Origin of the sequence: Enterovibrio makurazakiensis, from assembly GCF_050336585.1 — a bacterium.
Lineage (GTDB): Bacteria > Pseudomonadota > Gammaproteobacteria > Enterobacterales > Vibrionaceae > Enterovibrio > Enterovibrio gelatinilyticus.
This window is the reverse complement of record NZ_JAKJSE010000004.1, coordinates 316,216-335,071: the sequence shown is the minus strand read 5'-3', so window position 1 is coordinate 335,071 and position 18,856 is coordinate 316,216. Positions and strand designations below refer to the sequence as shown.

General features: G+C 40.4%; 18 protein-coding genes. 15 read left to right on the top strand and 3 right to left on the bottom strand.

What is annotated here, in order from left to right:
- Positions 1-8 precede the first annotated feature (8 nt).
- From tviB to L4D06_RS01520, 15 genes are all read left to right on the top strand, one after another.
- The gene (gene tviB / locus L4D06_RS01590; RefSeq protein ID WP_429737648.1) at positions 9-1,289 is read left to right on the top strand and encodes a Vi polysaccharide biosynthesis UDP-N-acetylglucosamine C-6 dehydrogenase TviB; all 1,281 of its coding nucleotides are present in this window, start codon (positions 9-11) and stop codon (positions 1,287-1,289) included.
- Between the two features lie 215 nt (positions 1,290-1,504).
- A complete protein-coding gene (locus tag L4D06_RS01585) occupies positions 1,505-2,719 on the top strand; it encodes a lipopolysaccharide biosynthesis protein (protein WP_429737647.1) in 1,215 nt (404 codons plus the stop codon).
- Positions 2,706-3,833: a glycosyltransferase family 4 protein gene (locus tag L4D06_RS01580; RefSeq protein WP_429737646.1), complete on the top strand. Its 1,128-nt coding sequence runs from the start codon at positions 2,706-2,708 to the stop codon at positions 3,831-3,833. Before L4D06_RS01585 ends, L4D06_RS01580 begins: the two co-directional genes overlap by 14 nt.
- Before the next feature lie 336 nt (positions 3,834-4,169).
- Positions 4,170-5,096, top strand: coding sequence for an O-antigen ligase family protein (locus tag L4D06_RS01575; RefSeq protein ID WP_429737645.1), 927 nt, complete (start codon positions 4,170-4,172; stop codon positions 5,094-5,096).
- Positions 5,093-6,205: a glycosyltransferase family 4 protein gene (locus tag L4D06_RS01570; protein WP_429737644.1), complete on the top strand. Its 1,113-nt coding sequence runs from the start codon at positions 5,093-5,095 to the stop codon at positions 6,203-6,205. Before L4D06_RS01575 ends, L4D06_RS01570 begins: the two co-directional genes overlap by 4 nt.
- The gene (locus L4D06_RS01565) at positions 6,198-7,253 is read left to right on the top strand and encodes a glycosyltransferase family 4 protein (RefSeq protein ID WP_429737643.1); all 1,056 of its coding nucleotides are present in this window, start codon (positions 6,198-6,200) and stop codon (positions 7,251-7,253) included. The genes L4D06_RS01570 and L4D06_RS01565 overlap by 8 nt, the downstream gene beginning before the upstream one ends.
- The gene (locus tag L4D06_RS01560) at positions 7,253-7,705 is read left to right on the top strand and encodes a hypothetical protein (protein ID WP_429737642.1); all 453 of its coding nucleotides are present in this window, start codon (positions 7,253-7,255) and stop codon (positions 7,703-7,705) included. Before L4D06_RS01565 ends, L4D06_RS01560 begins: the two co-directional genes overlap by 1 nt.
- Before the next feature lie 23 nt (positions 7,706-7,728).
- A complete protein-coding gene (locus L4D06_RS01555) occupies positions 7,729-8,178 on the top strand; it encodes a glycosyltransferase (protein WP_429737641.1) in 450 nt (149 codons plus the stop codon).
- A 197-nt stretch (positions 8,179-8,375) separates the two neighbouring features.
- Positions 8,376-10,526 (top strand): choice-of-anchor A family protein, encoded by a 2,151-nt coding sequence (locus tag L4D06_RS01550; protein WP_429737640.1) that lies wholly within the window; start codon positions 8,376-8,378, stop codon positions 10,524-10,526.
- A 125-nt stretch (positions 10,527-10,651) separates the two neighbouring features.
- Complete coding sequence (locus tag L4D06_RS01545) at positions 10,652-11,818, top strand: nucleotide sugar dehydrogenase (protein WP_429737639.1); 1,167 nt, start codon at positions 10,652-10,654, stop codon at positions 11,816-11,818.
- Between the two features lie 56 nt (positions 11,819-11,874).
- Positions 11,875-12,516, top strand: a complete 642-nt coding sequence (locus L4D06_RS01540; protein WP_429737638.1) for a hypothetical protein — start codon at positions 11,875-11,877, stop codon at positions 12,514-12,516.
- Positions 12,509-12,904 carry a VanZ family protein gene (locus L4D06_RS01535; protein WP_429737637.1) on the top strand — a complete coding sequence of 132 codons (396 nt, stop codon included), beginning with the start codon at positions 12,509-12,511 and terminating at the stop codon, positions 12,902-12,904. Before L4D06_RS01540 ends, L4D06_RS01535 begins: the two co-directional genes overlap by 8 nt.
- A gap of 96 nt (positions 12,905-13,000) precedes the next feature.
- The gene (locus L4D06_RS01530) at positions 13,001-13,462 is read left to right on the top strand and encodes a hypothetical protein (protein ID WP_274163848.1); all 462 of its coding nucleotides are present in this window, start codon (positions 13,001-13,003) and stop codon (positions 13,460-13,462) included.
- Between the two features lie 78 nt (positions 13,463-13,540).
- Positions 13,541-14,968, top strand: coding sequence for an O-antigen ligase family protein (locus L4D06_RS01525; protein ID WP_429737636.1), 1,428 nt, complete (start codon positions 13,541-13,543; stop codon positions 14,966-14,968).
- Positions 14,961-15,404: a low molecular weight protein-tyrosine-phosphatase gene (locus L4D06_RS01520; protein WP_429737635.1), complete on the top strand. Its 444-nt coding sequence runs from the start codon at positions 14,961-14,963 to the stop codon at positions 15,402-15,404. Before L4D06_RS01525 ends, L4D06_RS01520 begins: the two co-directional genes overlap by 8 nt.
- A gap of 169 nt (positions 15,405-15,573) precedes the next feature.
- Here the strand turns inward: L4D06_RS01520 and L4D06_RS01515 are convergent, their stop codons facing one another.
- From L4D06_RS01515 to adk, 3 genes are all read right to left on the bottom strand, one after another.
- Positions 15,574-16,878 (bottom strand): inosine/guanosine kinase, encoded by a 1,305-nt coding sequence (locus L4D06_RS01515; RefSeq protein ID WP_274163851.1) that lies wholly within the window; start codon positions 16,876-16,878, stop codon positions 15,574-15,576.
- A gap of 116 nt (positions 16,879-16,994) precedes the next feature.
- Entirely contained in the window at positions 16,995-17,966 is a 972-nt protein-coding gene (gene hemH, locus L4D06_RS01510; protein ID WP_429737634.1) for a ferrochelatase, read from the bottom strand.
- 207 nt (positions 17,967-18,173) lie between these two features.
- Positions 18,174-18,818, bottom strand: a complete 645-nt coding sequence (gene adk, locus L4D06_RS01505) for an adenylate kinase (RefSeq protein WP_028024942.1) — start codon at positions 18,816-18,818, stop codon at positions 18,174-18,176.
- Positions 18,819-18,856: the final 38 nt, after the last annotated feature.

Below are 18,856 nucleotides of genomic sequence, written 5' to 3'. Positions count from 1 at the left end.
GTAATATAATGAAATATAGTAATGAAGAACTTAAGTTGGCGGTTATTGGTCTAGGTTATGTAGGTCTACCACTAGCTGTTGAATTTGGCAAAGAGCGCAGCGTTATTGGATTTGACATTAGCAAACATAGAATAAAAGAGTTGCAGTCAGGTATAGATAACACACTCGAGGTCGAACCTGAACTACTAGAAGCAGCTAAGGGACTAAAATTCACCTGTGATGTTGAAACACTGAAAGAAGCAAACACTTATATCGTTACAGTACCTACACCTATAGACGCTGCTAAAAAACCAGACTTAACACCGCTAATTAAAGCAAGTGAAATGCTGGGAGGTGTGCTGAAAAAAGGTGATGTGGTTATCTACGAATCTACTGTTTACCCTGGCGCAACAGAGGAAGATTGCGTCCCGGTACTAGAATCGGTATCAGGCCTAAAATTCAATCAAGATTTCTTCGCTGGTTATAGTCCAGAAAGGATAAATCCAGGAGACAAAGAGCATCGGGTTACGAATATCCTTAAAGTCACTGCTGGATCAAATCCTGAGGTCGCCATAGTTGTCGACAATTTATACAAAGAGGTCATTAAGGCAGGCACATATCGCGCGAGTTCAATTCGCGTTGCAGAAGCTGCTAAAGTCATCGAGAACACACAGCGAGACGTTAATATTGCATTAATTAATGAACTTTCTATAATTTTCAACAAAATGGGGATCGACACTCTCGAAGTATTAGAGGCAGCAGGCACCAAATGGAACTTTCTACCTTTTCGCCCTGGCCTCGTTGGCGGTCACTGTATTGGTGTAGATCCTTATTATCTTACTCACAAAGCAGAATCAATTGGATATCATCCAGAGATCATTACCGCTGGTCGCCGCATAAACGACAATATGGGACGATATGTAGTAGGGCAGTTAGTAAAATCAATGCTGGGCAAAAAAATTCATGTTAACGAGGCTAAAGTACTTATCATGGGCCTAACATTCAAAGAAAACTGCCCAGATCTGCGTAATACGAAAGTTGTCGATATCATTGATGAACTGTCTGAATTCGGTATCAATATCGATGTATATGACCCATGGGTATCTGCTGAAGATGCAAGAAGTGAATACGATATCACATTAGTAGAAAAGCCAGTCAATGGGAAATATGATGGTATTATTTTGGCCGTCGCACATGATGAATTCAAGAAAATGAGCGCATCAGATTTGAGTGCTTTGAAAAATAGTGAGTCTGTTGTGTATGACCTCAAACATATCTTCGACAAAGAAATTGTTGATATAAGATTGTAAACCGATCACATACGACTAATGGTGCCGGTAGTTTCGTCAATACAGCTACTGGCGCCTTGTGATAATCAAGAAAAAAACGACAAGTCAATAAATATAAATTCGACACTACACACACCGCGCGATTATATTCAACACATCACAAACTAAAACCAGAGTCATTAACCAATTATTTGTATCGTTCCAAGAGTGGATGAGGAACAATGTAAGATGTATAAATGTACTTAAAAGGAATAATTCAAATACTAAGTGGAAACATTATTGCGCAAGGCATTATGTTTACTTCAACATTTATTCTTGGTTTGTACTATAGCCAAGAGGCCGTAGGTACATATGCTATTTTCTCTTCCTACATAGTGATCATTTCAATATTTACTTCACTACGACTAGAACAAGGGATATCTAAAGCAAAGAGAAGAAACGAAGTACTAAAATTATTAGATATAATCATCACGTCTTCGCTCTGTTTGACAGTGATATATTTCTCAATTTTACCTTTTACAGTCGATAAACTTAAGATTGAAATTGGCGTATCACTTACTGTAATCTACCTTGGATCGATTTCACTAACAATTTTTAATGTTAGTAATTCAATCTTAACATATGGATGCAAGTTTGACTTAATATCGAAATCGAAAATCATAAAAGCAACAGCATTTGTATCCCTACTATACCTACTTAAAGATTTTCATTCAGGAATCATACTATCTTTCATTTGTTCACATGTCATTATATATCTTTACGTAAAAATTAAGTATGACATAAAATATAAACCAAGAAAAAATAGAATATTAAACTCATTAAAGAGACACAAAGAGTTTGAATATATTTATAGATACTCTGTACCTAATGCATGCCTGAACGTTATATCACAGCAAATCCCAATAATAGCAGGTGCGTTACTATATCCCGCCTCTGTAATTGGAGCATACTTCCTATTTGATAAGATTATAAGAACGCCAGCCATAATAATAATGCAGTCACTACGTCCCGTATTGATACGATACTACAGCAACACTAAAAAATTAAAATCAGGCACTTATTATTGGCACGTTCTGTTCTTGGTTATGTTTGCATCGGTTTACTCAATAGTAGCTTTCTATTTAACGCAGATGGCGATGACACTTGAGGCAGCAAAAGAATGGGTTGACGGGAGTGAATATCTAATACCTATACTGATAATTTCATTCAGCCAGATATCAAACACTGCAACAATACCATATTTACTTTCATTAAAGAAAACCAAAAACCTATTCTATTTGGAGATACTTAATCTTTCTTCAAGGATAGGTGTGGCTGCTATATGTCTCAATGGCCAATCTGCCCCTGGTAATTTCTTTATCCTTATATCTCTAATTTCACTAATAATATTCATGCTAAACATTCTAGTAGTTAAACTCACCTCAATAGAAGTAGATGATGTCAAACGCTAAAGACGACCTTAAAGTCCTATATATAATTCAAAAGATATATCCAGAAAAAGCGGGTGCAGGGATCAACTTGCACAACTTCCTTCCGTATTGCGCGAACAAGTTTTCGCATAGAGTATTGGCGCTAGAAAGCAGTATTGATCGAACCGGCATAGATGAAGGACTAAGATATTATAGGTACAAAACAAAACTAAGGAATCGGCAACTACTAACCATCACTCAGGTACTAAATGTGTTTAGTTTCATTAACCATTTACGATGGTGTGATATCGTCCATTTTAAATCAACGCCAAAGGGCATATTCCTAATAACAGCAATAGCTAGATTGTTAGGAAAAAAAATAGTTCAGGAGCCGACACTTGTTGGTCATGATGACCCAAACTCATTCTCCAACTACAAAATGGGATTTCTACTCAACCTATCTTGGAAATTATCGGATGCTGCAGTATTTATATCATCAGACATCAGAAACCATTCAAGGGAATTTGCAGGTTTTCCAATAAATCGAGGTGTGAATCTAGATAAGTTTAGCCACGAGAAAAGAAATGAACCAAGAGAAAAAATGCATATTGGAAAAGACAAAATTGTGATATCCCAAATTGGGAAGATATCAGATAGGAAGAATCAGTTATCAACAATTAGAATAGCCAAGTTACTGGAGGAAAAGCTCAATACAAAAATGGCAGTTATCCTTATTGGCCCTTACTTGAACGATGATTACTATCAAGAGATTTGTGATACTGCAAAAAAATTGGATTTGGATATTAAATTTACAGGTCATGTTGACAATGTTGAAAGCTACCTTTCTACAAGCGACCTCTATATATTTCCTTCTAAAGACGAAGGATTTGGAGTGTCCGTAATACAAGCTTTAGCTTCAGGTAATCATACATTCATGTCTCCTGTAGGTTGTTTTAATGAACTTCGAGACCTTGGATTTGAGGGCGTTATTGAAGGTGATGATGAAAATTGGGCCGATAAAATTTTCGAATATATCTCCGGTCGTGACATTACTTATCGATTAGGAAATAGAGAAATGGTAGAGAGTTTTGATGAAGAAGTGATATCAGAACTGACACTAAAATTGTATAAAAACCTACAATCCAATGTGAAGTAAGTAAGTTTTGAAAAATCAACGAATTCAACCATGGGTTAAGCCATCTTGGAAATAAGAAAAGTCACTCTTATCCAGTTATATTTCCTACTTACCTGTCTTTTCCTCTCAAGAAGTTTCAATTTCATCCTTGAAAAAGAAGAAGGTATTGGATCAAGCTCATCTTTTCAGTTTGTTGCATTAATAATATATATAATATCTACAATATTAATCATAAGGAAATTTAGTCTAGGTGGTTTTTTTTACGAATCTAGATACCTCTTGGTCTTTGTCATGTTAATGTTCGCCTCTGTCATGTGGTCGGATATACCTTCAAAGACCTTTACTAGAAGCATTGCCATGTTTGGAACCCTTGTTGTTTCCTACGGAATTTATTTATATTTCCCTCCAAAGAAATTCCTAAAGCTAATTACGATTACGCTCGGTATTGGAGCATTGGTTTCACTCTTTTTAGCGCTTTTTATACCTAGCATTGGAATACATGGTAGTGAATCTAATGCGGCGCATTTTGGCCTATGGAAAGGTGTTTATGGATTCAAGAATCACTTGGGAAGATTTATGGTGATTTTGGTCTTGGCACTTCTTTGTCTATCAATAATTGACAAAAAATATAGCGTTAAAGTGCTTGGTCTTCTTCTAATTTCAATCTTGTGCACTGTGATGTCTGGTTCTTCTACAGCCTTGATACTACTTGTATCTTGCCCTGTAATTTTATACTCATGCCTATATCTACAGAGCACCAAGATACATCATGGTATGAAAGTAATTTTTGTCCTATCTACTATCGTGATTGTGCTATTTGGAATCTATATTCTACCTTGGGTAATTACAGAGGTTTTCAATAAGGACATGACTGGTTCTGGTAGAACTCTGCTCTGGGAAGCTCTTTATCATGCTTCTTTGCGTCACTGGACTGGACATGGTTTTGGTGGTGTATTTTGGGGTGAATACAATAGTGCTTATTACTTAATGGATGAATATTATTATAACCTAGGGCATGCACATAATGGATTTGTAGATATCTGGTTGGAGCTAGGATATTTAGGTACGACAATTTACATAGCAATACTGATTCACTCTCTATCAATGGGATTTAGAAAATTTTATATTGAACGAAACAAATCTTATTTATTTTTCTTCCTAATAATTGTTTTTTTAATCATCTACAGCTTTAGCGGAGGTGGATTTGTAAAACAGAATAATTTCATGTGGGTTTTATTCTGCGTTAGTTGGTTTCATCTTCAAAGTAATAGGACTTGGTATTGAAAATTGCATTCCTTTTGAACAGCCTTTCCATCGGAGGCAGTGAACGTAAAATCATTAACATCGCCAATAGGATCTCAGAAAAAGGCTGGAGTGTGAGTATTATATATATATCAGGCTCTAGTGAATTACAGGGACATATAGATGAATCCATTGATGTCATAAAGTTAAGGGGTCAGGGAGATAGTATTTTTATAGCCCTGCGTAAGTCTTACGATTATATAATTAGAAAGCGCATTGAGACTATTTTTACAGTCAACATGTACCCACTAGTTTTTGCTTTCATTCCTAAACTCTCACTTGGCAAAAAGTTGCGAATGGTTTCATTGACCAACACAACATACTTTGAATGTTTTAAAAAGAAGTTTCAGATGTTGATATACCGCCTGATTCTTTCCCTCTCAGATCATATTGTATTTGGCGCACAGAGTCAGATGACAATATGGAATAGAAAATACTTACTGGGCCGTATACCTAGTAGTGTCATATATAATGGGGTTGACACTGATAGGTTCTCAAATACTAATGTTAGTTCAGATGAAGTAACATTTACACGTGACAATTTGGCGATTGAAGGGTTTGATTTCACTTTTTGCACTGTTGCACAGTTAAGAATCGAAAAACGCCACATCGATATTATTGAAGCTTGTGAGTATTTAAAGAAAAATGGTATCAATGTTGCGTGCTTGTTCGTTGGCGGTTCATCGAAGGAGTATAAAGAAACTCTAAAAGTAAAAGCGAAGATAAATAACGTCGCAGAGAATATTAAATTTATAGGACAAGTTAATGACTGTCGCCCCTATCTTCTAGCTAGTGACTGCTTTTTGTTGGCATCTGAAAGCGAGACATTTTCAAATGCCACTCTCGAAGCCATGTCTCTTTCACTACCTGTACTAATAACAAACGTCGGTGGCGCACCAGAAATGGTCGATGAAGATATCAACGGTTTTCTATTTGAGCCTCTTAACCCTAAATCATTGGCTGAAAAAATGGAGTTAGTAATATCAAGAAATAATGACCAACTGGGTAATAATGCTAGAGAAAAAGTCACAACCGATTTCTCTTACAAATCGATGGTAAAAAGTTATATGGAAATTTCACACCATGACTAAAAAATATGTCGTAATGGTAGGTAGTGAATTGTCGGCCCCTGGCGGAATTTCTTCTGTCGCCAACACCTATAAGAAAAGTGGTTTTTTTGAAGAAGCTGATATCAAATATCTCGCTTCATATGATAAACCAAACAAGCTTTCAATGATTTTGAAATTCATTCATTGTCTAACTTCACTATTCAAGTTACTGATTTCTGACTCGGTAGGTTGTGTTCACGTTCACTCCGCTTCCCGGGGTAGTTTTTGGCGGAAAGTAGTAATTCTAAAATTATCACGTTTTTTCGGCGTAAAAACAATCTTTCACCTCCATAGTGGAGAGTTTAAGAATTTCTATTTATCTAAAAGTCCATCTGTACAAAAATTTATTTGCAATTTTTTAGAACAGGTGGACGTCGTCATTGCCTTGACAGAATATTGGGGCGGTATTATTAAGGATATATCACCTAATGCAAATGTTAGGGTAGTTAGTAATCCTGTAGATAGAATAGATGCTAACTACAATAAGAATTCAAATCAAATTCTATTTTTAGGCAGACTTAGGAGAACTAAGGGCCTATATGAGCTGATCGATGCATGTGCGTTATTAAAAAAGCAAGGCTTTGAATTCAAATTAATACTGGCTGGAGATGGCGACATTGAACACGTCTCTCAACTGTGTCATGAAAAAGATCTTTCCGATATAGTCCGTTTGACTGGATGGGTAGAGGGCAGCACTAAAGAGAAACTTCTCCTAGAATCAGATATTTTTGTATTACCTTCATATTTTGAAGGCCTTCCAATTGGTGTTCTCGAAGCAATGGCAAATCGTGTGGCTGTTATAGCTACTTCAGTAGGCGGAATACCTGACATATTAAAAAATGGACATGATGGCTTGCTAATTCCACCTAAGGACCAGCTTGAACTTGCAAATGCCATAAAGATGCTACTGCAACACCCAGATATAAAAAAAACTTACATCAACAATGCCGCTAACAGAGCTAGTGAACAGTTCAACAGCAAATCTGTAAATCGTGCGCTTCTCAAAATCTATTCATCGGAAGAGTATTAATGAAACCAAAAAAAATTCTTGCTGTAGCATCAGGTGGCGGTCATTGGGTTCAATTACGACGCTTACAAAATGCATTCAAAGGTCAGCATCAAGTATATGTTACAGTAAAGGCCGACTATAAATCAGATATCCCAGAGGGATCTAATTTTTATACGGTTAGAGATGCAACTCGATGGGATAAGTTTGGATTGGTTATTTTATTCTTCCAACTCCTTATTATTGTCATAAAAGAGAGACCGGACATCGTGATTTCCACTGGCGCAGCTCCAGGATATTTTGCTTTACGTCTAGGGCGACTGTTCCGTGCAAAAACAATCTGGGTAGATAGTATTGCTAACGTTGAGAAAATCTCTTTGTCAGGAGAAAAAGTTTCCAGACATGTTGAACATTGCCTTACTCAGTGGGAGCACCTAGGCTCTCAAAACCACACATTTAAGGGCAATTGTTTATGATATTTGTCACAGTAGGATCACAAATGCCTTTTGATAGAATGATTGACATCGTCAATCAATGGGCGAAAGAAAACTCTCTCAAGAATATTGTCGCCCAGATCGGTCGTTCGTCACAACAGTTCGATTATATAACCTGTAATGAAGATTTTCCTCCCAATGAATTCCAACAAAAAATCGAACAGGCTGATGTGGTCATCGGACATGCGGGTATGGGTACCATATTAACCTGTTTGGAGATAGGAAAGCCGTTATTAATAATGGCTCGAGAAGGTTCACTCAAAGAAACTCGAAATGACCATCAAATCGCAACAAAAGAATGGGTAAAAGATTGGGACCATGTATTTGAATTTGATTCTATGGAATCTTTAGAGTCTGCCTATCAGATGGCCATGTCGCTAACCTCACTACCGAGTAATAATCAACATTCTGAAAGCCAACTCGTTGAATTTCTAAAAACAGTCATTAACTCATAATTACCAAAGCCTCTAATAGGGAGCGTATTGGTCATCACAAGTTTATTTGTCTTCCAATATTATCTGTTACAAAACTTTAGTCTTTAGACTCCGCCCTACTATTATCCATGTAATATTCAAACAGAAAATGACTGTTACTATATCAATAACATTAAGTTTTAGCAGTCCATATTAATAATTTCATTTAAGGGATTTCAATGAAGAAAACACTCAGCATGACATTGATGTTGTTAAGCACTAACACGGTCGCGATAACTAATGATTATAGCGCTTTAGTATTCGGAAACTTCACTTCCCCACATTCAGCAAGTATGGGTCCACTTGCTATCAGCAATAATGCATATCTCAATGGCTATAGTGTTATGCTTGAAGATGTGGACTTCCCAGAAAATGAATATTCACTAATAGTTGGCGGTGACCTATCCTACGCTGGGGGACGTGTATATCAGGGTAGTGTTATTGTTGAAGGTGATATATCCAACGTATCTGAATCAATTGGTCTCGGACTTTCTGAGGGTGCAACAATCAATGGAAACGCTAAATTGCCCATTGATTTCACCGACCTTCAGAGCACCTATATTGATTACTCGCACGGTCTGAGTGAAGAAGAAAACACCGGTACCGTGACCCAAAAGTGGGGCGGAATTTATTTAACTGGAGACTGTAATAGCGACATTCAAGTTTTTAATATTGATGGTTTTGAATTAGAACAGGCACATACCCTAGCACTCAGTTGTGCTCCTGAAAATTCGACTATCATCGTTAACATCAGTGGAAGTAAAGATAACTTTAGCCCCTTGAGCAACATTAGCTTGTCTGACTTCACACCTCACCGCCAAAAAACCATATTCAACATCCATGAAGCCACTTCTCTGTCTATATCTGGTGTAGCGTTAGAGGGCATGGTTTTGGCTCCTAGAGCAGATATTACAGCACCTTCAGGTTCTTCTTACGTAGGTATTGTCGCTAATAGCTGGCAAGGCTCTATGTATTTAGGTTTTGAAGCATTTACTGGCACTCTTCCTTTTCAACCTGAGCCCATATCTGCCAAGCTAAAATGGCATTGGAAATCGAGTAGCTTTATGCCTGAATTCGACCAAGTCATCATGACACCAGTTACCGGGCAACTTAATGATGACAATAATGACGGAAAAATTAACAATAAAGACATAGCAGACGTAGTCTTTGTCAGCTTTAAAAAACACGCGTACAAAACAGGAGTATTAAGAGCGATCAGCGGTAAAGACGGCACTGATATATGGAACTATCATAGTGGTGCCATATTGGCCGATGCTCGATTCTCACCAGCTATTGCGGACGTTGATAACGACGGCATAGTAGATATCATTGTTGGGTACGAATCTAAACGAGCCGCCTACGTCGTCAGTAACACAGGAGAGTTAAAGGACACTATAAAATGGGCTGGTGTCAGAAATATGGCCGTAGCTGATATCGATGCAGATTCAAATCCTGAAATTCTTCTAACCAATGGTGTCTATTCCTACCAAAATGGTTTCATGTATAAGTTCGAATCTTGGGGCCCTGACCCAATCGCTTTGGACCATGACTTAGATGGTGATATGGAAGTTTTTGCTAATGCTACATTATATAATAAGTTCGGGGACATATTGTGGTCTGATGTAAAGCATGACGATTTTTGGTTCTCTGCAGTCGCAAATTTAGATGACGACAATGAACCAGAATTTGTAACTTCTATTCCTGGAAGAAATTCAGACTCTCATCAACTTTTATCTGTATATGAACACGATGGTACACTCAAATGGCAAGTTGAAGATTTGACAAAGCAAGGTGGTGGTGTTCAAGCAATTTCTAGCTTTCTCGAATATTCTAAGTTAGGTATTGTTTCTTCTTCTAGCGATAATGTTCGTATGTATGATGTTTCAGGTAACATTGTATGGACCTATGCTATTGAAGATATTAGCTATAAAGTTGGTGTATCTGCCTACGATTTTGATAGCGATGGTCTCGATGAGGTCATCGCTCAAGATCAATATAATGTGACTATATTGGATGGCAATACGGGTAAAGAGCGTCTAGTCATACCCAATTCTAGTGGAACACTTTATGAGTACCCTATTGTAGTAGACCTTGAAGGTGACAATAATGCTGAGTTGATTTTAGTAGCTAATAATTTTGACCAAAAATACGGTAATGATTCAGGAGTTCGAGCATTTGAATCCGAAGACAGTCAATGGCTCAACGCTACTCGTATTTGGAATCAGCATTCCTATCATCAAACCAATATTTCGCAAGACGGTAAAGTGCCACAATCAGAATTGCCAAGTTGGCTTTTGAATAACTCTTACCGTTCTAGTACTTTAAGGTAACCAAAATCGACACAATTTAACTCCTACTATGAGGCCTGTTTTTTAGGCCTCAATCTCCTTGAGTTTCTTTATTTATTACTCATGCAATAAGCACCCTTGTTACTAACTTTTTATGTAGGAAAGATATGAAAATTGCTGTTGTAGGAACAGGCTACGTAGGCCTCTCCAATTCCATTTTGCTAGCTCAGAATAACGAAGTCGTTTCCTTAGATATAGTCAAGGAAAAAGTGGAATTGCTCAATGACAGAATATCACCAATAGCAGATAATGAAATCGAGCATTTCCTTAAAAATAAGAAACTTAATATCCGTGCAACTTTAGACAAAGAAGATGCCTATCGCGGTGCTCATTTTGTTATTATTGCAACCCCAACCGACTATAATGCAGATACCAATAACTTCGATACAACAACTGTTGAAGCTGTAGTTCACGATGTAATATCAATCAACCCGAACGCAACCATGATCATTAAATCTACAGTTCCTGTTGGTTATACAAAACGCGTAAAGGAAAAATTCGGATGCGACAATATCATTTTCTCTCCTGAGTTTTTACGGGAGGGTAAAGCACTTCATGACAACCTTTATCCTTCACGCATTATTGTCGGTGAGCGCAGTGCACGCGCAGAAACTTTTGCCAACCTTTTGATCGAAGGCGCCGAGAAGACGGATATCGATGTTCTTTTTACTGACTCAACCGAAGCAGAGGCTGTTAAACTATTTTCCAATACATATCTAGCAATGCGGGTGGCATATTTTAACGAATTAGATTCCTATGCAGAGGCACATGGTCTTGATGCGCGCCAAATCATAGAAGGCGTGGGGTTGGACCCGCGAATAGGAAGTCACTATAACAATCCGTCTTTCGGTTACGGTGGTTACTGTTTGCCAAAAGACACGAAACAACTTCTCGCAAACTATCAAGACGTACCAAATAACATGATCAGGGCAATTGTAGATGCGAATTCAACACGAAAGGATTTTGTCGCAGAATCGATCCTTACTAGAAAACCTCGTGTAGTTGGAATCTATCGTCTAATTATGAAGTCTGGGTCCGACAACTTCAGAGCTTCATCTATTCAGGGGATAATGAAACGTATAAAGGCAAAGGGTATAGAGGTCGTTGTTTATGAGCCCGTATTAAAGGACAAAGAGTTTTTCCATTCCGAAGTAATCACAGATTTTTCTGAATTTAAGTCCAAGTCAGACGTCATCATTTCTAACCGTATGGCTCCTGAATTGGCAGATGTCGCTGATAAGGTATACACAAGAGATCTTTTTGGCAGTGATTAGTTCACTACAATCTCGATGAGGACCTCAGTTTCGTTATCGCTAAATTAGAGATTACAATGAAAAACACTGTCTTGACGGCACTAATTGTTTGTACAAGTTTAGGGGTTCTGGTCTTTGCTTCCACACAGCTCCATAATTCCCTGTATCGATTGGCAGCGCGCAATTTAATCGAAAATTTACAACAGCGAAATGTTGAAACTTTTGAATCTCAATTGTTCCAACAGCTTTCTAGTTCACTCATCAACACTCCTTGCGCTAACGCCCATGACTATACAACGAGTGCAAAACTCTCCCAATGGAACGCGTTCTTGAATACATCATTGACTACAGATAGAACTAAATTCTTATTGGAAAAAAGTACTTGGCTTCGTCCAACTTGGTCGCCTAGCTACTCCGAGCTCGCGAGCCTCAATGGAGAAAGTCACAAAAACAGGTCCAAACAAGAATTGCTTTTGCTGTCATCTAAATTTGGTCCCTACCGCCCTTCGACGAAGCTAGCTCAAATTAATTTCGGATTCTCAAACTGGGAACTTCTTGAACAAGACTTTAGGTTACTCTCATTGCAAAACCTCTTATCTATCTCGTCAGTGTGGCGCTACCGGCCCGCCCTCAACCAGATGATCATCTATTCAAAAGGCAAGCGACGAATTTGTAATTTACTAACATTCAACCAAATTCAGGTGGAAGCTTGTGGCTAATATTTCAAAGGGTCCATTTTTAACACTGATTTTTTTAGTACTTCTCTTTGGCAGTGCCTCTACTCTTAAATCTTTCGGAATTTTGGGGAATCAGGTACGCGCAACTGAACTCATGGTTGGCGGAGCTATCTATCTCCATCTTTGTGGCGCACTTTTATTGGGTATGCTTTGTAGACTTACAACACAGCGGAATCTTTGCCTTGGGTTACCATTCACTACGCTTTTCGTATTGGCGTTGGTTGCGCTGGATGAGTCTATCCAGTCGCTCATACCTTCACGTCACTTCTCTTGGTTAGATATGACCGTAAATGTTTTGGGTGTGCTTTCTGGTACATTTTTTTGCAGTGCAATTGCGACGGTTCATTCAAAAACAAAAGCGTTTCGCTGATTGCGTTTTTCTAGTATCGCCATACCCACTTTTTATCATCTTAACTTTGATATAGTCTTTAAATCAGACTCTTGAAACCACTTTCAAGGAATAATCATGAAAATTACAACCACCATTTTTGGTGTGACAACCTTAGCCTTGTCTTCGATGGCATTTGCATTCGAAAGCGACGAACAACGTGACGCTATCGTGTCGCAACTTGGTGATGTTCCGACTGAGGAAACTTACCAAAGCGTCTTGTTTGAGAATGCAGAGCTGGCTGTCGAAATTTTAACGCTTTTGTTGGACATTGAAGGGGTTGACCCTCAGTTGGCAGTTCAAGCAGCAATGACAGCGGCGCCGGATAGCGCATTGGAAATCGCGCAAGTTGCACGTGATGCAGGAGTTGCAAGCGAAAACATTACAACTGCAGCTCTGTTGGCAGGGGTCGATCCGACTCAAATCGCAGAAGCGACCGCTGCAGGTATACAAACTGCTGCAGTCGGCCCTGCTCCCCCTTCTGCTCCGGCAGTGGGTGGCCAAGGTGGCGGTGGTGAGAATGTCATCTCACCAAATTAACCGATATGCTCTCGGTATTTGTTTTTAAAGCCCATCACTTGTTGGGCTTTTTTTGTATTCGCATTCTGAGCGATTTGTATGGCAACGTTTGAAAAACTCTCTTTCTACTCCCTTCTTGCACTTATAGTTTGGTTGCCAATTCCGCTTGGTAGCAACAGGGACTGGGCTTGGTCTATAGCCGAAATATGGATAGCACTTCAATCGATAATGCTGATTATCGCTTATCGTGGAAACCTACCTTTTGAACCACTAAAGCAATACAAAACACTGCTTTTCGGTCTCATGACATTTCAACTGTGGGTGTTTGTTCAAACACTACCAATACACTGGGAATGGTTATCGATCCTTTCAAGCAAAAGCGCTGAAATATACCAGCTTGTCGGTGCGCCAGAAGGGTTTATTTCCTTAGATTCGCGAATGACGTTAGCTTCGCTATTTAAAGGCATTGCCTACACCATGCTGGTTTTTAATGCCATTTTTCTCGTTAATTCGAGCAAGAGACTTAAGCAAGTCGTGATGATGATCGTGATAAGCGGCACCCTGCAAGCTTTCTATGCAGCAATGGTGGTCCTGCTTGATATCACAGAAAGTCCAGTATTTGGCTTTACCGAGAAAGGGATTGCAACAGGCTCATTTGTCTATAAAAACCACTTAGCCAATTATCTCATGATGGCATTATGTATGGGCTTAGGTTTAATTGTTACTCAACTACACACTAGTCCTTCTGACTCGCGCTTTGTCTTCATAAAACGGCTATTAGAAGGCATTTTAAGCCGGAAAATGTACATACGTTTGTGTCTCGTTATCATGGTTATCGCGCTCGTCATGACACGCTCTCGCATGGGAAATACGGCTTTTTTCGCAGCGACCGCTATCGGTGGGATCATCGCGCTTGTTTTTTATAAGAACAAACCTCGCGCGTTAACCGCTTTGGTTGGCAGTGTTATTGCGATAGACACTATCGTTGTTGGCGCGTTGTTTGGTCTAGAGAATGTCAAACAACGTCTCGTCGAAACCTCTCTCGGTGCGGAGTCTCGAGACCAAGTCGTCATTTGGTCGCTTGATATTATTAAGGACTTCCCTTTCACAGGGACGGGCATGGCAAGCTTTTATACAATTTTTCCGATGTATTCAAAAGCAGACATTGGATTCTACGACCACGCGCATAATGACTATGTTCAATTTATGGTTGAAGCGGGTATTCCGGCGACACTTCTGCTAGGTATTGTCGTGCTTTACGCTTTATGGCGTGCCTTTTCAACAATCAGAACACGACACAGTAAAACAATGAAAGGGATCGCACTAGGTTGCATCATGTCTATCATAGGGATGCTTATCCACATTAGTGTCGATTTTAATCTTCAGCCTATGGCCAACGCGCTGACATTTATATTGATTCTGTTCCTCGCCAACGCGAGTGCGGTCTTACCGGCAACAGGTAAATTGGTAACAATAGGTTCATCTCAACGCAGCAAACACTATGTCGAGAGCACTGAGCATGTTTAATCGTATTCTAGTTGTTTGTACTGCTAACATCTGCCGATCACCGGTCGCAGAGGCACTGCTGAAAGCGAATCTACCTAATCACGTCATCGAATCAGCCGGTACCATGGTTGCGTCTAGCAATTTGTTGAGTGCGAGAGCGCACCAACACTCTCAAGGAGTGTGTGCAGAGCATGGCTTTGACATCTCTGGGCATTCTGCTCGACAACTCACTCCAGAATTATGCGGTCAGTTTGACTTAATCTTAGTGATGTCACACGAACACGTCGATGAAGTCGCTCTGCTTTCTCCTGGATCAAGAGGCAAAACAATGCTTTTAGGGCAATGGATTGGTCAAGGTGATATAGATGACCCCGTCCACCAGCCCAAAGCATCCTTCGATGTACTGTTTAGTACCTTGGTTCGCGCAACTACTGCTTGGGTGAAAAAGCTGACTTAGCAACAATAAAAAAACCGCCATAACGGCGGTTTTTTTATGTCTGAGAAATCTCAATGTCATTGTTGCTGAGACAAGGCGGCAAGCAAATGGATCTCTGGGAGCTTAGTTCACTAAGTGACCGGAGTCAGTGAGCGCAGCCAACGCAGTATCAGAGCCAAGGACGAAGAGATTAGCGTTCCCAGTAAGCCTCTTCTAGACTATCTTCCCGCTCAGGAAGACCACGCGACAAGCGCGGGGAATGCTGCGCCAATACTTCATAGCTTACACGGTTAGCGTACTTACACACTTGCGAGAACGAGCTGTAAGTCAGGTATTGGAAACTGTGTTTGCTAGAGTTTGGCACGTTATCACGGTGGTAACGGTTTGCTGACATATCGTGAAGCACAGCTGACAGTGCGCCATCACCAGCACCGTTGGTGTTTTTGATGCGCTCTGGGCCACCCATGTATGGGGCAATATGCGAATATACCTTGGACGGGGTATCGCAATCTCTTTTCATCATTGGGCGGCTGAATTCGTACATGTTGAATTCTGCAATTGGGCCCGGTAACAATGGCAACGTTGTTTCACGCTTCGCACTGTCTTCGGTGTAACCCGCCATGTATAGACCAATAGGTCCTGCGGTACAAAGCACCATGTCGACCCACTCAAGGGCTTTGTCTGCGGCAAGAAGCGGATCTGACTCACCCGTCAGTGCTTCTGCTTCTTCTTCATTCATGGCGACCACTGATACGTGCTCTGCCAGGAATTCACGCCACCATTGTGGGTTATTCTGGATCACGTATTTTGTACCCATGGTCATAACCACTGGCACGTCATATTTTTTCGCGTACTCGATCGCTTTCATCGTTGCTTCAGGCATTGGATCGCCCTCTTTACAACGTACTAGGTAAGCGGTCAGCACCAATGCGGAGGCGTTTTTGAAAATGTGTTCAGGAATAGATTCTGGCGACAGTTGGTTCATCAAGCCTTCGCTGATCGCAAAAGTTCGTTCACCTTCTTCGCTAATAAGGGCGTAGCAACGGCCGATTGGCCCTTGAACCGCTTGGAGGTAATTCAGATCCATACGGCTAGATGTATTACACAAATAGCGGTATGAATAGCTACCGATTGTAATATCGCGGCTCATCACACCAAGCAATATTGATTTATCATCGGCCAACGTCGAGTAGTTGTGCAGTGTGTTACCAATCGTACCCCCTGCAAACTCGTGGCTAATCATGTTGTTTTCTTTTAGTTCTTGATACAAGGCTTCGGCGCGCTTGTCATCAATCACTAATGAATGGCCTTTACTCAATTCATACTTAGCCAAAAACGCATCATCAACCTTAGCTTCGATATCAACTAGGGTCTGATCAATACCAATAACATGAGGGCGTTTTAGCTTACGTTGTTCACTCGCTTGGACAAGCAAGGGATCACGGGCATGTACAGGGAAATAATGCTTAGACTTACGTTGGCCTGGGAATTTCATGATTCGATGCGTCGTTGTTGGGGGCGAAAATGAGAATTCTATCACACAAATTTAAAGTGGGAACATCCAGCGTACAAATTGGTGCGATAGAAACTCAACAATCTCTCAATTGAACCCTACCAAGCCTGGGTGTGACGTTCCACTAACTGACGCATCATGTCGATGTGTGCAGGGGAATCATTCAAGCACGGAATAAAATGAAACTCTTCACCCCCCGCCTCAATAAAGCTCTCATGACATTGTTCCGCAATCTCTTCCAATGTTTCGAGGCAATCAACCGAAAAAGCAGGAGAGATAACATCAAGACGCTTAACGCCTTCTCTTGGCAGTTTCTCTAGTGTTTTATCAGTATAGGGTTGTAGCCACTCTTCGCGACCGAAACGCGATTGGAATGTCGTCTTTATTTTCACGTCAGCGTTTAATCGAGCAATCAAACGTTCTGTCGTTTCATGGCAATGTTCTCGATATGGGTCTCCGTTATCAGCATAGCGCTTAGGAATGCCATGATAAGAACACACCAACATGTCTGGCTTGCCGTTCAGTTCCCAATGGCTTTCTATCGATTGCGCTAGCGCATCAATATAGCTGTCTTCACTGTAATAGTGATTCACAAAACGAAATTCAGGGATCACTGGCTGATCCTTTAGTGATTTCGCCAGCTTATCAAACACTGCCGCTGTTGTGGTTCGAGAGTACTGCGGGTAAAGCGGCAACACCAAAATTTTATCGCAACCCCTTTCTTGCAATTGACTTACCGCCGATGCCAAACTCGGCGCACCATAGGTCATGCCAATTTCAACGGGAATACCCAGCACTTTTTCAAGGGCGACTTGTTGGCGCTTTGAGTGCACCATCAACGGTGAACCCTCATCCATCCATACACTTTGATAAAGTTTTGCCACTTTAGGCGAACGAACGGGAAGGATAATACCGTGCAGTAAAGGACACCAAAGCCAGCGAGTCATGTCTACAACACGTTGGTCATGAAGAAATTCGCTTAGAAAAGTACTGACTGCTTTTGCTGTTGGCGCTTCGGGTGTCCCTAAATTCGCTAGCAACACGCCAACATTATTTTTGTTATTTTCCATTTAAACCTGCTTTAACAAGAGCATGATTACTAAAATGTCTTTGCGAAGATTAGCGGGTTTCTCAGCAAAGGCAAAGCGTGATAAACACTGAGTGTTAAGTCGCGCTTTCTCGGCATAAAACATCAACATCTCAATACTTGGCTGCTGAATAAATAGATCAAAAAAGGGCAACCCTAAGATTGCCCTTTTTGCATCGAAAAGTAGGAATTAACCTAGTGCTTTCTCGATTGCAGCGCTAACGTCAGACACTTGCTGGGTACCGTCGAATTTCAGGTACTGAGTGTTGCCCGCTTCTGCTTCTTTTTGGTAGTAAGCAATCAACGGTGACGTTTGCTCATGGTAAACGCCTAGACGAGCCAAAACAGTTTCTGCCTTGTCGTCATCACGAACCACCAAATCTTCACCCGTCTCGTCATCTTTACCTTCCACTTTTGGTGGGTTGTAAACAACATGGTAAGTACGACCTGATGCTAGGTGAGCACGACGACCACTCATGCGCTCAACGATCACGCTGTCAGCAACGTCAAATTCCAGAACGTAGTCAACGTTTACACCGATTTCTTTTAGGCCATCAGCCTGAGGAATCGTGCGTGGGAAGCCATCTAACAAGAAGCCTTTCGCACAATCTTCCTGCGCGATGCGCTCTTTTACCAAACCCAGAATGATATCGTCAGATACCAACTTACCTGCGTCGATAACTGCTTTCGCCTGTTTGCCCATTTCAGTGCCGGCTTTAATTGCAGCACGCAGCATATCACCAGTAGAAATTTGTGGAATTCCGTATTTTTCCATGATGAATTGAGCTTGTGTGCCTTTACCTGCACCTGGAGCACCCAGAAGAATGATGCGCATAGTTATCCCCTTTCTTTACTTTGGCGTTTCGCAAAAAC

What these genes read in the sequence shown, in the direction of transcription:
- tviB (WP_429737648.1), top strand. Translation starts at nt 9, where the DNA reads ATGAAATATAGTAATGAAGAACTTAAGTTGGCGGTTATTGGTCTAGGT.
- L4D06_RS01585 (WP_429737647.1), top strand. Translation starts at nt 1,505, where the DNA reads ATGTACTTAAAAGGAATAATTCAAATACTAAGTGGAAACATTATTGCG.
- L4D06_RS01580 (WP_429737646.1), top strand. Translation starts at nt 2,706, where the DNA reads ATGTCAAACGCTAAAGACGACCTTAAAGTCCTATATATAATTCAAAAG.
- L4D06_RS01575 (WP_429737645.1), top strand. Translation starts at nt 4,170, where the DNA reads ATGTTTGGAACCCTTGTTGTTTCCTACGGAATTTATTTATATTTCCCT.
- L4D06_RS01565 (WP_429737643.1), top strand. Translation starts at nt 6,198, where the DNA reads ATGACTAAAAAATATGTCGTAATGGTAGGTAGTGAATTGTCGGCCCCT.
- L4D06_RS01560 (WP_429737642.1), top strand. Translation starts at nt 7,253, where the DNA reads ATGAAACCAAAAAAAATTCTTGCTGTAGCATCAGGTGGCGGTCATTGG.
- L4D06_RS01555 (WP_429737641.1), top strand. Translation starts at nt 7,729, where the DNA reads ATGCCTTTTGATAGAATGATTGACATCGTCAATCAATGGGCGAAAGAA.
- L4D06_RS01550 (WP_429737640.1), top strand. Translation starts at nt 8,376, where the DNA reads ATGAAGAAAACACTCAGCATGACATTGATGTTGTTAAGCACTAACACG.
- L4D06_RS01545 (WP_429737639.1), top strand. Translation starts at nt 10,652, where the DNA reads ATGAAAATTGCTGTTGTAGGAACAGGCTACGTAGGCCTCTCCAATTCC.
- L4D06_RS01540 (WP_429737638.1), top strand. Translation starts at nt 11,875, where the DNA reads ATGAAAAACACTGTCTTGACGGCACTAATTGTTTGTACAAGTTTAGGG.
- L4D06_RS01530 (WP_274163848.1), top strand. Translation starts at nt 13,001, where the DNA reads ATGAAAATTACAACCACCATTTTTGGTGTGACAACCTTAGCCTTGTCT.
- L4D06_RS01525 (WP_429737636.1), top strand. Translation starts at nt 13,541, where the DNA reads ATGGCAACGTTTGAAAAACTCTCTTTCTACTCCCTTCTTGCACTTATA.
- L4D06_RS01520 (WP_429737635.1), top strand. Translation starts at nt 14,961, where the DNA reads ATGTTTAATCGTATTCTAGTTGTTTGTACTGCTAACATCTGCCGATCA.
- L4D06_RS01515 (WP_274163851.1), bottom strand. Translation starts at nt 16,878, where the DNA reads ATGAAATTCCCAGGCCAACGTAAGTCTAAGCATTATTTCCCTGTACAT.
- hemH (WP_429737634.1), bottom strand. Translation starts at nt 17,966, where the DNA reads ATGGAAAATAACAAAAATAATGTTGGCGTGTTGCTAGCGAATTTAGGG.
- adk (WP_028024942.1), bottom strand. Translation starts at nt 18,818, where the DNA reads ATGCGCATCATTCTTCTGGGTGCTCCAGGTGCAGGTAAAGGCACACAA.